Annotated in this window: 10 protein-coding genes; 4 read left to right on the plus strand and 6 right to left on the minus strand. The window is 53.4% G+C overall.

From position 1 onward, the window contains the following. The first annotated feature begins 14 nt into the window (after positions 1–14). Positions 15–7,790, plus strand: a complete 7,776-nt coding sequence (locus tag FRH_RS14855; RefSeq protein WP_281997142.1) for an LPD38 domain-containing protein — start codon at positions 15–17, stop codon at positions 7,788–7,790. A 320-nt stretch (positions 7,791–8,110) separates the two neighbouring features. Here FRH_RS14855 and FRH_RS14860 read toward each other — a convergent pair whose 3' ends face one another. From FRH_RS14860 to FRH_RS14870, 3 genes are all read right to left on the minus strand, one after another. Beyond that, positions 8,111–8,542: a hypothetical protein gene (locus FRH_RS14860; RefSeq protein ID WP_281997143.1), complete on the minus strand. Its 432-nt coding sequence runs from the start codon at positions 8,540–8,542 to the stop codon at positions 8,111–8,113. Further along, positions 8,511–8,960 (minus strand): type II toxin-antitoxin system antitoxin SocA domain-containing protein, encoded by a 450-nt coding sequence (locus tag FRH_RS14865; protein ID WP_281997144.1) that lies wholly within the window; start codon positions 8,958–8,960, stop codon positions 8,511–8,513. The genes FRH_RS14860 and FRH_RS14865 overlap by 32 nt, the downstream gene beginning before the upstream one ends. 134 nt (positions 8,961–9,094) lie before the next feature. Continuing rightward, positions 9,095–9,418 carry an Arc family DNA-binding protein gene (locus tag FRH_RS14870; RefSeq protein WP_281997145.1) on the minus strand — a complete coding sequence of 108 codons (324 nt, stop codon included), beginning with the start codon at positions 9,416–9,418 and terminating at the stop codon, positions 9,095–9,097. Between the two features lie 218 nt (positions 9,419–9,636). Between FRH_RS14870 and FRH_RS14875 the strand changes: the two genes are divergently transcribed. Then, complete coding sequence (locus FRH_RS14875) at positions 9,637–10,473, plus strand: phage antirepressor KilAC domain-containing protein (RefSeq protein ID WP_281997146.1); 837 nt, start codon at positions 9,637–9,639, stop codon at positions 10,471–10,473. Beyond that, on the plus strand, positions 10,470–10,910 hold the full coding sequence (locus tag FRH_RS14880) for a hypothetical protein (RefSeq protein ID WP_281997147.1): 441 nt from the start codon (positions 10,470–10,472) through the stop codon (positions 10,908–10,910). The genes FRH_RS14875 and FRH_RS14880 overlap by 4 nt, the downstream gene beginning before the upstream one ends. Positions 10,911–10,952: 42 nt before the next feature. Here FRH_RS14880 and FRH_RS14885 read toward each other — a convergent pair whose 3' ends face one another. Beyond that, complete coding sequence (locus tag FRH_RS14885; protein WP_281997148.1) at positions 10,953–11,843, minus strand: endonuclease; 891 nt, start codon at positions 11,841–11,843, stop codon at positions 10,953–10,955. Positions 11,844–12,003: 160 nt separating this feature from the next. Here FRH_RS14885 and FRH_RS14890 point away from each other — a divergent pair, with 160 nt between their 5' ends. Next, entirely contained in the window at positions 12,004–12,174 is a 171-nt protein-coding gene (locus FRH_RS14890) for a YHYH domain-containing protein (RefSeq protein ID WP_281997149.1), read from the plus strand. A 55-nt stretch (positions 12,175–12,229) separates the two neighbouring features. Here the strand turns inward: FRH_RS14890 and FRH_RS14895 are convergent, their stop codons facing one another. Together FRH_RS14895 and FRH_RS14900 are read right to left on the minus strand one after the other, a co-directional pair. Continuing rightward, positions 12,230–12,556 (minus strand): hypothetical protein, encoded by a 327-nt coding sequence (locus tag FRH_RS14895; protein ID WP_281997150.1) that lies wholly within the window; start codon positions 12,554–12,556, stop codon positions 12,230–12,232. A 451-nt stretch (positions 12,557–13,007) separates the two neighbouring features. Next, positions 13,008–13,901: an FRG domain-containing protein gene (locus FRH_RS14900; protein ID WP_281997151.1), complete on the minus strand. Its 894-nt coding sequence runs from the start codon at positions 13,899–13,901 to the stop codon at positions 13,008–13,010. Between the last annotated feature and the right edge of the window lie 21 nt (positions 13,902–13,922).

Below are 13,922 nucleotides of genomic sequence, written 5' to 3' on the forward strand. Positions count from 1 at the left end.
TGAAGGAGCCGCGTGTGAACGCCGCCAATAATCGAACTCAGCCTAAATGGACAGACATCGCCAACGATCCAGACTTTCAGGCCGCTGACTGGCAGACCAAACAACGTGTGCGAGGGGAGTTCTACCGCCGTGCTATAGAGCCTAATACGCCAGAGTCGCTACGTGATGATGTGCAAAGCCAATTTTTTACCCGTACGGCGGTTGATGTATTTGGTGAGCGTGAAAATCAGCCCAGCGCTGACGATAGCCAGCCCGAAACACCCAATTTAGCCAGCAACGCTTTGCGTAACGCTGGTGAGCGCGGCCTCGATTTGGCGGGGAATGCGCTGCAGTTTGTGGGCAACGTAGCAGATCGCGGAGAGCAGGCGATTACCGATGCGCTTGGAGGGATTAATCCAGGCGTGATCGGTGGCAGCGTTGACGAGATGCGCGCGCGTGGGTACGAGCCAGATATTGAATTAGGTGGATTTGGCCTAGATTTCACTATGCGCGCCAAGCCCCAAGACACCAGTACTGGACTTATCGACACTGGGCAGGCGGTAGAAGATATCGGCCTCGGCTATCAGCCTAACTACACGATTGACCGCGCATTAGACGAGCCAAGCCTTAAAACCATTGCAGGCGCAGCTGCTGAGCAAGGGCCCGCTGCGCTTGCTGATATGGCGGGTTTGGTGATTAACCTACCTGCCTATCTAGCTGCCCGGACTCAAGAAATTGGCGAAGGGCGTGTAGCAAACGATAACCGCGAAGGAATGCCGGAAGGTCGCGACTATGCCGTCTCTGGCCCGACGGCTGCCGCCTCTGTGCTGCTAGACCGCTTTGCCCTTGGCCGATTACTTCCAGGAAGTGGAAATGCTGTAACTAGCGCACGACAAATACCCGGGGCTGTTGGTCGCGCCGCCGCTACAGAAAGTGTGACTGAGGCGATTCAAGAAGGCGGTATTGAGTACGCTGGGGAGTCTGTGGGCACAGAGACAGGCTGGAATGCCACAACCGCTGCTCGCCGAGCGGCAGGTGGCGTAATTGTTGGCGGCCCCACCGGGGGCGCTGTGCGAGCTGGTACCGCCGCCATGGAGATGCGAGGAAATAACCAGCAGGGAAGCGAGCAACCAGAGCCTAGCGAATCCCCTACGGAGCAATCTTCCCCCGCTCCAGAGGAAGCGTCGACTCCAGAAGCCGAAACCGCTAATGCTGAGGCAGTCGGCACCGCTGCCGAACTAATCGCCAAGCCTCGTTTTGAGCTGTCATCCGCTGAGCGTGAGGTGCGTGACTCTATTAGCTACGGCGACGCTTTTAAGGCACTGCGAGCGGCTGCTGAAGAACGTGGTGATAGCGACGCCGTTGCAGAGCTGGACGCCGTTAGCAGCGAGATTTCAGCGGCGCTGGAAGCGGAAACCATAGCGCGCACGCGAAACGATAGCGACGCCTTTGCGCCTATTCGTGAGCAGCTACAAAGCGCGTCTGAGCGCTTCACACTCGTCATGGACCGCCTTAATTCGCCCGAGACTGAGAGCGAAGCAGGCACGTCTAGCGCTAACGAGGATGGCAACGCCCAGTGGGAAGAAGCATGGCGGGAGCAGGCAGCACAAGATGGTATCGCCGACTACGATCCCAATGCTGACTTGCCTGATACCACGATTGATATAGAAGGCCAGCAGCCCGCTGACAATGAGCTATCTTCACCTGCTGCGCCCGACATGTCGCGACAAAATGAGCAGACCGAAGAAGCCCCACAAGCCGCGCCTGCACAGCCACTTGCGCAACATACTGCTGAGCCAACGCTTCCCCCCGACCAGCCGTCGCCAAACCCTGAGCGAATGACGCCGCGTCGCGTGCCAGTTGCTGACATTCAAGTAGACCCACAGGCGTACCAGTTCCGTTCTAACGTCAATCAGGATGGCGTAGACTCGCGCTTGGAAGGCGTCGAGAAATGGGATGATCTACGCGCCGGTAACCTGGTGCTACATGAGCGTCTAGATGGCACGCTATACGCTGCCGATGGCCACCACCGCATTAGCTTAGCCCGTCAGCTTGAGCAGCCCGACGTAAATGCCGTGGTGCTTCGCGAGGCTGATGGTGTAACAGTAGAAGATGCACGCATAGAAGCAGCCACCGCCAATATTGCGGCAGGCAGCGCTACTGCCATGGATGCCGCTAAGGTATTCCGTAATACCGATGTAAAGCCCTCCGAGGCAATTAACCGTTTTGACCTACCGCGCACCTCGCCATTAGTGCGTGATGGTATTGATATTGCCAAGTTAGCTAACGATGCCTTTGGTGCAGTGCTGAACGGCGTAATCACCGAAAAAGACGGTGCTACTATTGGCCGTACGTTTAGCGAGCCTGAGCAACAAATGGCGGCGATTGACGTATTTCAACGCGTAAAGCCGAGCAATGAAAACCAGCGCGCACTCCTAGCGAATGAAGTACGCCAGGCAGGCTTTGCAGAAAGCCAAGGCGAGCAAGGTGGCTTGTTTGGCGAAGACCCCGCTGAATCGCTCATTGGTGAGCGTGTTCGTGTCATGGACAGTTTGCGTCAAACTCTGGTGCGCGATAAACGCTTATTCGCTACGCTGAACGAAAACGCTCAAACAGCGGAGCAGGCAGGTAACCGCATCGCCAAAGATCGCAACAACGCCCTGCAAGAAACCTCGGCAGACGCGATTTCGCTACTTGAGCGGGCCACCACGACGCCAGAAATTAACCAGAAGATTAATGAAGCCGCGCGACGCGTGAAAGAAGGCGAAACACTGGCCAGCGTGACGCGACAACTCAAGGAGACCTTGCTTAATGGCTCTGACACAGCAGCAGCGCAACAACCACGTACACCAGCACCTAGCGACGGACAGGCTACGCAAGCAGGGTTGGAGCAACGAGAAGATAACCCAGTACCTGGACGAAACAACGCACGAGCAGCGGGTGCACGCCAACAACGAGTGGGCGATGACTCAGGGCAATCACAAGGAGGCGTAACGCTAAAGACCGACGGCACGCCTTTCCAAACGCGCAAAGCCGTTGAGCTATCTAAGCGTTTCCGAGATACGCCTAACGCCCAACCTGTTGAGATAGCGGGTGGATGGGGCTTTGCGATTCAAGATTCCCCGCATGCGACTACAGGCTCTTCAGCCCAGGCCGCAGAAGCACAGCAAGCGACGTCTGCGGAGAAAATGAGTTGGCAGCGGCGCAGCAACGGCAGGCGAGTATGGGAAGGTAGTGACGGCACTGTTATTGCCGATCATTCTATGGGCAGTGGTGGACGCCGTATCCCCATGTTCATGGTCTTCGCTGACCAGCAAGCTTATGACCAAGGTAACAACTACGCGACGGGTAAAACGCTGACCGAGGCCAAGCAATTGGCCGCATCGGATGAGCGCGCCCAGGCCGCGCCTCTGCTCGAAACCCAGACAGAGGAAAGCCTAGCACAGCGGGAGCAACAGGTTCAGCAGGCTGGACAAGTAGAAGCCGATCAGCACCGCGAGCAGGAACAGCGCGTCCAAGCAGACCTAGACGCTAATGATTTTATTCTTAGTGGTAGCAATCGCTCTGCTGATATTGCCGCAGCACGCGGGCAGAGTGATATCTTTGGCGCACAGCCAGCACAGCCAGCACAGCCAGCACAGCCAGCACAGCCAGCACAGCCAGCACAGCCAGCACAGCCCTCAGCAGCTGCGCCCAAATTACGAAAGCCCACGCCATTAACACCACGGCAACAGCGAGCTAGCGATGTTTTTGGCGGTGCGGTGGTGGGCGATACTGTCAAGTTGTTGATCGATGTTGGCTACTCAAAGGCTGACGCTGCCTATACCGTCGACTCAATTAATAAAGATGGCACCATTCAAGCCACTAATGTAGAGCGCGGGAGCTCAGTGCTTATTAGCCAAGGTGAGTGGACCCAAGCGTACAGAAGGGGGCAAGGTCCCGTTGCAGAAGTACTAAGCGGCACAGATCAAACTAAAACATCGACAGAGCAAGACGCCCTATTTAGTACTAAGCCAGAGGCAGCGCCACGTCAGCCAAATGATGTACCTAGTGCCGCTGACATTTCTGCTGCAGTGACCGAATCCCCAGAGCTAGCCGGTACCCGTATTATTCAATCCACGACTGAGCTGCCGCCGCAGGCCTTGCTGGGCATGATGCTGCGTGGTGTTAATCCACGGGATGTGCGTGGCATGTTTATTGGCGAAGAGCTGTATGTCGTTGCTGATAATGTCGCCAGCATTGAAGAAGGTGTACAAACTGCCGTTCACGAAGCGGTAGGCCATAAGGGTATTCGTGGCGTGTTGGGCGAAGAGTTAGAGCCGGTCATGCATCAAGTCTATAACACGCTACCGTTAGATCCGCGTGGGCGCGAAGCGCTGAAAGAGGTGCTGGAAAGCTATCCCTTCCTAGATCGGTCTAACCCTGAGCACCAAATTACCATTGCTGAAGAGATGGTAGCCCACCTTACTGAGAAGGGTTGGCAACCTAGTGTGCTGCGTCGCGCTGTTGCCAAAATCCGTGAACTTCTGCGCCGCTTTTTCCCCAGCATGAGCTGGACGGACGCAGATGTAATGCAGCTTTCAGAGCGTTCCCGGGAGTACTTGCGTCGCGAGCAGCAAGCTAACGGCTCAGAAACGACACTCTTCAGCTTGAACACCCCCTTGGACGGTTTATCCGCGCAAGAGGTGGCAGCACAGCTAAGCGAAGCACACCCTGGATTAAAGATAGACCTGATGAGCAAAGGGAAGCGAGCAACCCTTTCTCGCATTGTAGTGCCTGATAACGGCCGCGAAGAAGGCACTGGCAGCCAAGTGATGCAACACCTAGCGCGTTGGGCAGATGCCAATGACGTCACCCTGGCGCTGACTCCCTCCTCAGATTTTGGAGGCAATACACGCCGACTGCGGGAGTTTTACAAGCGCTTTGGCTTTATCGACAACAAAGGTAAAAAGCGAGACTTTGAGATCAGCGAAGGCATGTATCGTGAACCGTCTCAGCAGGCAGATGACATGCTCTTCAGTCTTAGCCCCACACCTGTTGGTGACTATGACAGCGACAGCACCAACTTCGCGCTGCCGGATGAAACGTTAAGTCAAACCGCGCTACGTAAAATGGCCGACAAAATGAACCGCCTCAAAGTCACGCAGGAGGCGATCAAGAAAGCCGGTGGCAACATCAATGAAGACAATGATGTGTACCTAGCGGAGGAGCTTTTCCACGGTAAAACAGAGCGTGACTTGAATGAGCTAAGCCGCAACTACGTCGAGAAGCTAGCCAAAGGCATGGCTGCGCGCGGCATTCAGCAAGAAGAGTTGGACGCCTACCTTTATGCTCGCCATGCGCCAGAGCGCAATGCCCGTGTTGCCGAACGCAACCCTGATGATCCGCGCTACGCAGATGGCGGCTCAGGCATGACTAATTCCGAAGCGGCCGCCATCATGCAAGAGGCCGAAAGCAGCGGCAAGAAGCTCCGGCTTGAGCGCTTGGCCGCTATCGTGGATGACATGCTGGCACATCGCCGCGAGATAATCCGCGAAGGCGGGCTTGAATCTGATGAAACGCTAGACGCCTGGGACGCCAGCTATGACTACTACGTGCCGTTGAAAGGTTGGGCGAATGATGAAGATGTACCGGTAGGTCAAGACGGTAGTGGCCGGATGCGTTCGGGTCGCGGCTATGAGATTGGTGGGCGAGAAGCCAAAACGGCGCTTGGTCGCTTATCAAAAGCTGCTTCACCCTCTACGCAGGCGATTGTCGATACCACTGAGTCAGTGATTCGCAAGCGCAAAAACGAAGTCGGCAACGCTCTGCTATCGCTGATCACCGACAATCCCAACCCTGATTTATGGCAGGTGTTCACCAACAACGACCCGGATAGTCAGCGCACTCAGGTCGAGCGCACTAACGCAGACGGCACCAAGCGCATTGAGGTGGAAGATCGCCCGGTAGCTATGGAAATGAATGAGCGCTATTTCAAAACCAAGAAGGCGGGCCGCACGTACTACATTAAAATCAACGACCAGCGCCTACTGAACGCCATGCGCAATGTAGGCCCCGAGCAGAACAGCCTGCTGGTACGTACTGCCGCAGCTGGCACGCGTGCTCTATCTGCCATGATGACCAGCTATAACCCTGAGTTCATGCTGACCAACTTCACCCGAGACGTGCAGACGGCGCTGCTCAACGTGGCCGCAGAGCAGACCCGGGACGACGGCAAGATAAAAGGCCAGAAGATTGCTAGGCAGACCGCGAGAGATATTCCCCGCGCAATGAAAGCGGCCTATCGAGGGCTGGCCGACCCTGGTGCGCCGCGCAATACCGAGTGGGACCGCTGGTTCGATGAGTTTATCGAGGATGGGGCCAAAACAGGCTATTTCGATATGAAGGATTTGGCTGGCCAAGCCAAAGAGATCAAAAGCATTATTGGTCGCGAGAACGGCGGCACTATGGGCAATATGCTGAAGGCGAAGAAGACCGTAGCCGACTTCGTTGAGAACATGAACGGCTCCGTTGAAAACGCGGTGCGCCTATCCGCCTACGTCAATGCGCGCAGGGCAGGCATTAGCCGCAAGAAGGCCGCCAGCTTAGCCAAAAATCTAACGGTCAACTTTAACCGCCGCGGTGAGGCAGGTACTGCGCTTAATGCTGCGTACATGTTCGCCAACGCATCCATTCAGGGCACCATGAACGTCGCCCGCACCATGGCCACCGTGAAAGATACGCCGGTGGGCGGTAACCGGATGAACATCTGGGGCCGCATGAACGCCGCTCAAAAGCTAGCGGTAGGTATGGCCGTAGGCAGTTACGCAATGGCCATGTTCAACCGCATGATTTCAGACGAGGATGATGACGGCGAGCTGTTCTATGACAAGATTCCCGGTCACGTCAAAGAGCGCAACCTGATCATCATGACAGGCGGCAAGGACTATGTTCGCATTCCTTTGCCTTATGGATATAACGTATTCTCAAACATCGGCACGCACGCTGAATCCGTCATGTCGGGTAAATCATCGCTGACAGAGGCGGGTAAAGATATGACGCTGGCTATTCTTGGTAGCTTCTCACCCATCGGCTTCCAAGATTCAGAGGATACATCCAACTTGGTGATGAAAAACCTCACGCCTACACTGTTAGGCTCGGTGACCCAGGTAGCCGTTAACGAAGACTTTGCAGGCCGCGTGATCTTCAAAGACAATTTCCCCTTCGGCACGCCCAAGCCGGATAGCTCACTCGCCTTCCGCTCTACGCCATCGGCTTACCAAAGCTTTGCCCAGTTCATTAATGAGCTGACAGGCGGCAGCGAGTACCGGTCAGGCGGTATCGATGTTAGCCCTGACGTACTGCAGCATGTGGTCAACTATTACGGCGGCGGTGCTTGGTCGTTTACTGAGAAAGTGGCCGACAGCATTAAGCGCACAGCGACTGGCGAGACCATCGACGCCCACCGCATTCCGTTTGTGGGCCGCTTCAAGTCTGAGGTCAATGAGTACGGCGATATTCAAACGTTCTACGAGCGCCGTACCGAGGTTGGGCAGCTGCATGAGGAGTTTATTAATCTACCCAAAGAGGAGGCGCGAAGCTTCTATGACGAGCATGGCGGCAAGATAGGGCTGTTTGATATGGCGACGGATCTTGAAAAAACGCTGACAGAACTACGCAAGGTGCGTGACGCCATCGAAGCCGATGAACGCCTTACTCCTGAAGAGCGTGACGAGCAGCTCGACGAGATTGAAGATGCGATGGATAGCGAAGTGGATTTCTTTAACCTGCTTTATAACCAGGCAGAGGGAGCGGTTCAGTCTGAAAAATAGTGTTTCTTTTCGAGATATTGCAGCCGCTCTGATCTGCGGCTGTTTTTCTTACATTCCTCGTTATCTAAGTGCATCCAAAATACTGGGGCAATAAGAAATGTACACACCACAATAAACACAGGCGTTTTAAGCCACCAGGGCGCGAACTGTAAATCATCGTGCCACCATGACATAACGAAAAAAGCGCCAGTATATGATTGCGCTAGCAATACCAGCTTCACCGCATTAAGCATATATGTTCTCCCTGCCAGAGTCCTGGAGTCAACTTTTCTGTAGCAGCGGAAAGACTAGCCTCAAAGGAAGAGCAATGCGAGGGCCTGCTATTGCTTGTCGTCCCCATTATGCGGGGTGATTGGTTCGGCGGGCTTTGGCTCAACCTTTGACTGAGGTGTAGGCCGCTCAGTTTTTGCGCTACCAGGCCCCATGTGCGCCAGGAACTGGTTGAGCCAATACTGGATTTCTTGAACACCAAAGCGCCGTGCCAAGACCACAAGGGCAAATAGCTGGAGGATGCCGATCAATAGCGGCAAGGTCCAGGTAGACGCGTTTTGCAATCCCCACGCATTGAAGATGACCACCAGAATGATCATGAAAACGAATCTGTCCTCTTTGCGAGCATCCTGCTCGAAGGCCAGCTTTTTTTCAAGCTCTGCCTCAGCCGTACTTCTTGCATTCTCAGGGTCGGAGGCCGCGTTTTTATTCGCGAGAGTACGGAAGCGGTCAGGCTTCGGAGAATCGTGATCGGTACTCATTTAGGATAGCTTCTTGATCGATGACAACGTGGCGCATGCCAGGGGCGTACGCGTGCGCCCACGCTGAAATAGGTTCGTGGGTAATATCAACCAGCCTGAACGGGTCGAGGGGGCCAAGCTCATTCACGGCTCGGACGATTGTGTAGTATTCGTCTTCCCATGGCGCAACGTCAGGAATGTGATTGAAAATATTCTGTATATTTGAGCTGCCATAGCCTGAGGCGTAATTGTAAACAGAGGGTAGCACCGGGCCGTAGTCCCAAGCCTGGAAACGCTCATCATTGATGAGAGGCTCTCCATATTCGCCAGAGTAGACCATGTGAGCGATATAGAGAATTTTGTGCAGCTGTAGGTTGCTCAGCGTCCACCCAGACGCGGCACATGCTGTTTTTGCCGCCTGCATCGCGGAGATAGCCATGGTTACCTCCTTCCAGAAACCACATGGGTATTGGTGTATATCGTGACAACATAGCGCATATCGATGCTTCTTAGATAGTAATTTGCTGCTAAGGTTTGGTGGTTTTCGTTGTATTTCTGATGCTCATCTCGTGCTTATTCATCTTTGTCTTTGATTTTGACTCCATGCTCTTTCTTTAGTTTGTTAAGAAAATCCTTGTGAACCCTTGATAGCATTTTTGCCAGCTCATCTTCACTGACATCCAGATATATTGGTTCGAATTTATCCTCTTCGTCATCATAGTCGGGGCCTTCCATGCTTGCACCTAGATGTGCCTCCTCCAACAAACTGAGCTCCAAGCGCGCCACAATTTCAGCATTAAGACTACGACGATTATTGTGTGCGCACTCCTTTAGCTGATCCCTCATCTCATCAGGCATTCTCAAAGGGTATGGGGCTTTTTGTTGCTTATCGCTCATGACTCTTTTCCTCGGGACAATGATCATATTGTGCGAGGGGTATCAAAAAGATTCAAAGAATCTGTTTGACTCTGAATCTAAAAGAATCTAAGTTATTGATGTGTTCACATAGGAGAACAGCATGAGAACCAAGCAAGCAAGTCCTTTTCCATTTCGTACTGACCGAGACGATCTGGAGTGGATTAAAGAAAAGGGAAGCCGTGATTGCAGGAGCATGAATGGCGTCCTTAAGCAAATTGTCAAGGAGGCGCGGCAACGTGAGCAGAAGGCAAGCTAAAAATGAAGAAGCCCCAGCGATGGGGGTCGCTAGGGCTTCGGATTACCACCAACCATCTACGAAAGGTGATGACGTGAATAATAGCAGTCAATTATTTTCCAATCCAGACAATGCGCGCATGACCAGCCTGGAAATTGCGGAGATTGTTGGAGCGCGTCACGACAAAGTAAAACAGTCTATCGAACGGCTCGTAGCCCGCATGGTTATTGGATTACCCCCATTGGGGGTAATTCAAACAGCCACAAAACCCAAGTCCTTCTACACCTTTGAAGGCGAGCAAGGAAAGCGCGATAGCTATGTAGTGGTAGCTCAGCTCTGCCCGGAGTTCACAGCCCGGCTCGTAGATCGCTGGCAGGAGCTTGAAAAGCAGCGCTCACAACCGCAATTACCTCAATCAATGGCAGAAGCACTTCGCCTAGCCGCTGATCAGGCTGAGCGCCTTGAGCAGCAAGAGCGAGCACTGCAAGCCGCCGCGCCTAAAATCGCCTTCGCAAAGGCTGTCGAGTTGTCTCATGACGCAATCACAGTTGGCCAAGCAGCGAAGGTGATTGGCACCGGGCGAACACGCTTGTTCGCATTTCTTCGCCAACATAGTTGGGTAACTCGCCGGAATGAGCCCTATCAATCCAAGATCGATGCAGGCCTTCTGGACACCAAAATCGGCCATTGGGAGCATCCAGAGCAAGGGTTGCAGGAGACGGTGACCGCTCTCGTCACTGGCAAGGGACTGGTGAAGCTGCAGCAGCTATGGGAGTCAGAAAGAGGGCAAGCGGCATGAACCGACTAAAATACGCTAACGACCTTGTGCGCAATGCCGCCAGCCTTTTAACGTCTCTATCTGCTGATGTTGAGGACGTGCATTATGGGGCCCTAATGGGCACCATCCAGCAGTTGGAGCTGCTGCAGGAAGCTATTGATCTGAAAGCCACGGCGCTTACTGCCAGCGAGGCGCTGCAAATAGATGTTGTGTCCATGCTGGGCGAAAGCGGCCTATCTGAGGATGCGGCAACGCTACTGGATGATTATGTTTCTGTGCGCTTAAGCAGCATCGAAGCGGCAGTGCTAAGTATTCAGTCGCGCTATCTTGAATCAGACGACAAGCCGCTAGCCATGATCGGCCGCTCCATTTTTGAGGCGCGGCGCTGGATCGGCGCAGCTACTTACGCGGTAAATGCAGAGCTTGAAGAAAAGCTTTTCGTTCGCTTAGTAGCCTAAAAAACTATCAGCTTACCAAGCCGCCTACGGGCGGCTTTTTAATTATCGACAAATCGACTCGCAAGGTACGCCATCACTATCACCATCGAGGCGACCGTTTCCACACTGATTCAAGTGGAACATTGCCTCCTCACAGGACGCCATGGAGCCGCAAGTTTTTCTGGTCGAACAGCTAAATTCAGAGCTTGCTGAGTTCTGAGGGATTACAGGCGCAGGCCTAACCAGCTCAGGCGTTGATTGAATAGCGACCTCTCCCACATAGGGGTTGGCGTTCCCTTGAACAGCAGCAATTCGGCGGTTTCGCTCTAGCTCCCATTCATCGACCGGATCTTGGTTAGCCCAAGCCGTGAAGAGTTGCTGTTGCTGTCGGCTGATCTCAATACCGTAGGTGTCACGCATGTACCAGTAGGTGCGCGCTATGTCGCCACGACGATGTGGTGGTGGCTGAAAGGTGCGCTCCTCAAATGAGACTGCCACGTCGCAAGCGCCGTATTCATGTACCGGCGAGTTAACCATACCGAATCGCATGTTGGATCGGTCGCCGTTGACCTCGCCAATTGCCGGTACCAGATTATGCAAGTCTGCCTCTGCGCGCCTGAATACCTCATCTGTCCTGCGGCAATTATCCCGGCCATCGTCTATCCAGCATTGGCGTTGTCGTCCAAAGTCATAGGCTGGCATTACATGCTCCCACTCGATACGGCTTGCCCGTTTTGTCTGCTTTCTAATCTCGTAACCGCAGGCGTCCAGATTGGGGCCAGCTTCAAAGTCGAACTGGCAACCGCAGTAAAAAGACGTGTCCTGATCGTAATAGATTTGTTCTTCAGCAATACGTTTGGACGCATTGAAAGAGGAGGGCACATCGGCGACGGATTGGCCAGGTAGGACTAACGCCGGGAAAAAGGCAATAAGGAAGGAAAGTTGTTTCATCATAGTCATCCCTGCAAGTGTGCGGGAAGACTAATAAAATTTCGCAATTGGTGCGACCTGATGATAAAAATTAAGTAGGCTTTTGACTAAAGTCAGCTTTGCCTATCTGAGAACGGTGCTAATCTCCAACGGTTGGCACTGTGCCATCATTAATGAGGAAGCGATGATGAAAAAGGTATTAGTAGCCCTAATGCTCGCAGGCGCGCTGATGGCGGCTGGCAATGTCACCGCAGCTACTAGCATCAGCAGCGAAGATGTAGTCGAGCATGGTGGTCGTACTGACAGCAATGGTTGTCACCGCGATACAAAGGCAGGCACTCGCCACTGCCACTAACCCAATCAGGAATGCAACGCCTTTACGCCGCTATCAGCATGTCGCACGCGTTGCATTATCCGCCCAAGTCAAAATCTCGAACCACCCAGCCTAGCTCTGCATTCTGATCGCGGGGCAATCGCCAAACGCCTTCCGTGATCTGGTCAGTTCGCCTGAACAAAAAAGCAAGCGTGCCAGGGTCGTAGGTATCTTGAGCGCTGAGGTGCCTGACTTTGCAGCGCCCGCTATGCAGCTCTCCGCGATAGATGATGTGAAACTCCACGACTCTCTTGGTCGGCACGCCTTTTCTGATGTTGTGCCAGCCACGCCGCTCCATGGCTTTGCGCCATTGGAGTGCCAGATACTTATAGCGGTTGTCGTTCAGGCGTCCGGCTGTCGTCATCGGCGAGGGCACTTGAGGAGTTTGGTGGCTTCAATTCAGGTTAGCAGGGGAGGCGCAACATGGTAATATAGGGGAACGGTAAGGCTTGAGATTTAGGTGGGAACAGAGCAAAAATACACGAGTATAACCGCTTACCGTTATACTGCTGTATTCTAAGCATCTGTTTTTAAGAGGGAATTTGAGGCTAGTTGTCTGGTCTTGAAAACCGGCATAGGTTAATAGCCTATCCAGGGTTCGAATCCCTGTCCCTCCGCCACTTATCTCGAAAAGCCCCTGATTCGTCAGGGGCTTTTTTCGTTTCTAGGCCCCGCGCTTCCTTCCTACCTACAAGCCCTTTATAAAAGGCACCGGTCTTTCAGTGTGTCATCTTGTAAGCGCGCGCCGCATTTGGCACTTCCTTGCGCCGTATTTGGCATCGAGCTATTTGCTGGGTTTAGGATGATTTCATAGCCTATTTGGCACCGCTGAAAGACTCGTTTTTGAATGGGTTCGGTAGGTTGGCATAGGCATAGTCATTAACTTCCCGAGCTGCCCCCTCATAGCCAGGAAATAAAACTGATCCTTTAACGCCTAAGTCCGAGCATAACCGAAGTAATTCACCCGCCTCACTGACTGGAAGCGTCATTTTAATCAAGCCAGGCTGCTCCTCAGACTGGTGTCTGTAGACATCTTCTTGATACTCCAGGGCTGTCGACTCGAAATGCTCACCCCTTGTTGCTTTTATACTCGATACCGTGAATACGCCTGCTTGAGCGGCAAGATTGGCGCTAGTACCACCCGGCATCTTCACAAGGGAAATATTTTCCCAGGCCATATGGTTGTGAATATTGAGAGCCCATACAGCTAGGTGGCTTTGCTGCTGGGTAGATCTGAGAGCCCCGGAAGCAGCGAAGTAGGCTGCGACAAAAGACCTTCTTGTCCAGTCAAGAAGACAAGTTGGTGCACCATGATGTTGGGCGGTGGCAAGTACCGGTAACACAGTTTTTGGCGGCCACTCACTTGGTCTGATGTAATAACGATCAGGCTGCTCAAGAAGCTGTCGTAATTCAGTAGAGTCGCCTGCGACCTGAATACCAGACCCATCACAGGCTTCTAAGAAAGAGATGAGCACTTGAACTTCGAAAAATACTTGGCCCTGTGCTTGCACTTTTCCTAAGCGACCTAGCATGTTGTTAGGGGTGAAGAAGCTGTTAGTGCGGTATGCCGCTGGAGCAAGGCCATAACTAGCACAAGGCTGCCCGCGAAATACATAATGACCTCTTGGCCATCGCTCTCGATCTAACGGCGATAGGTAATCAATTAGCTCACGAGCGGAGTAGCAATCTTTAAGTTTTACTTCAGCCATATGTACCTCCTAAAGCGACCA

It is taken from the genome of Halomonas sp. A020 (assembly GCF_027943625.1).
Lineage (GTDB): Bacteria > Pseudomonadota > Gammaproteobacteria > Pseudomonadales > Halomonadaceae > Vreelandella > Vreelandella piezotolerans.

Excerpts from the sequence above, each read along its gene's own strand:
- FRH_RS14860 (WP_281997143.1), bottom strand. The coding sequence starts at position 8,542 with ATGAGTACCGATCACGATTCTCCGAAGCCTGACCGCTTCCGTACTCTC.
- FRH_RS14865 (WP_281997144.1), bottom strand. The coding sequence starts at position 8,960 with ATGGCTATCTCCGCGATGCAGGCGGCAAAAACAGCATGTGCCGCGTCT.
- FRH_RS14870 (WP_281997145.1), bottom strand. The coding sequence starts at position 9,418 with ATGAGCGATAAGCAACAAAAAGCCCCATACCCTTTGAGAATGCCTGAT.
- FRH_RS14875 (WP_281997146.1), top strand. The coding sequence starts at position 9,637 with ATGGCGTCCTTAAGCAAATTGTCAAGGAGGCGCGGCAACGTGAGCAGA.
- FRH_RS14880 (WP_281997147.1), top strand. The coding sequence starts at position 10,470 with ATGAACCGACTAAAATACGCTAACGACCTTGTGCGCAATGCCGCCAGC.
- FRH_RS14885 (WP_281997148.1), bottom strand. The coding sequence starts at position 11,843 with ATGATGAAACAACTTTCCTTCCTTATTGCCTTTTTCCCGGCGTTAGTC.
- FRH_RS14890 (WP_281997149.1), top strand. The coding sequence starts at position 12,004 with ATGATGAAAAAGGTATTAGTAGCCCTAATGCTCGCAGGCGCGCTGATG.
- FRH_RS14895 (WP_281997150.1), bottom strand. The coding sequence starts at position 12,556 with ATGACGACAGCCGGACGCCTGAACGACAACCGCTATAAGTATCTGGCA.
- FRH_RS14900 (WP_281997151.1), bottom strand. The coding sequence starts at position 13,901 with ATGGCTGAAGTAAAACTTAAAGATTGCTACTCCGCTCGTGAGCTAATT.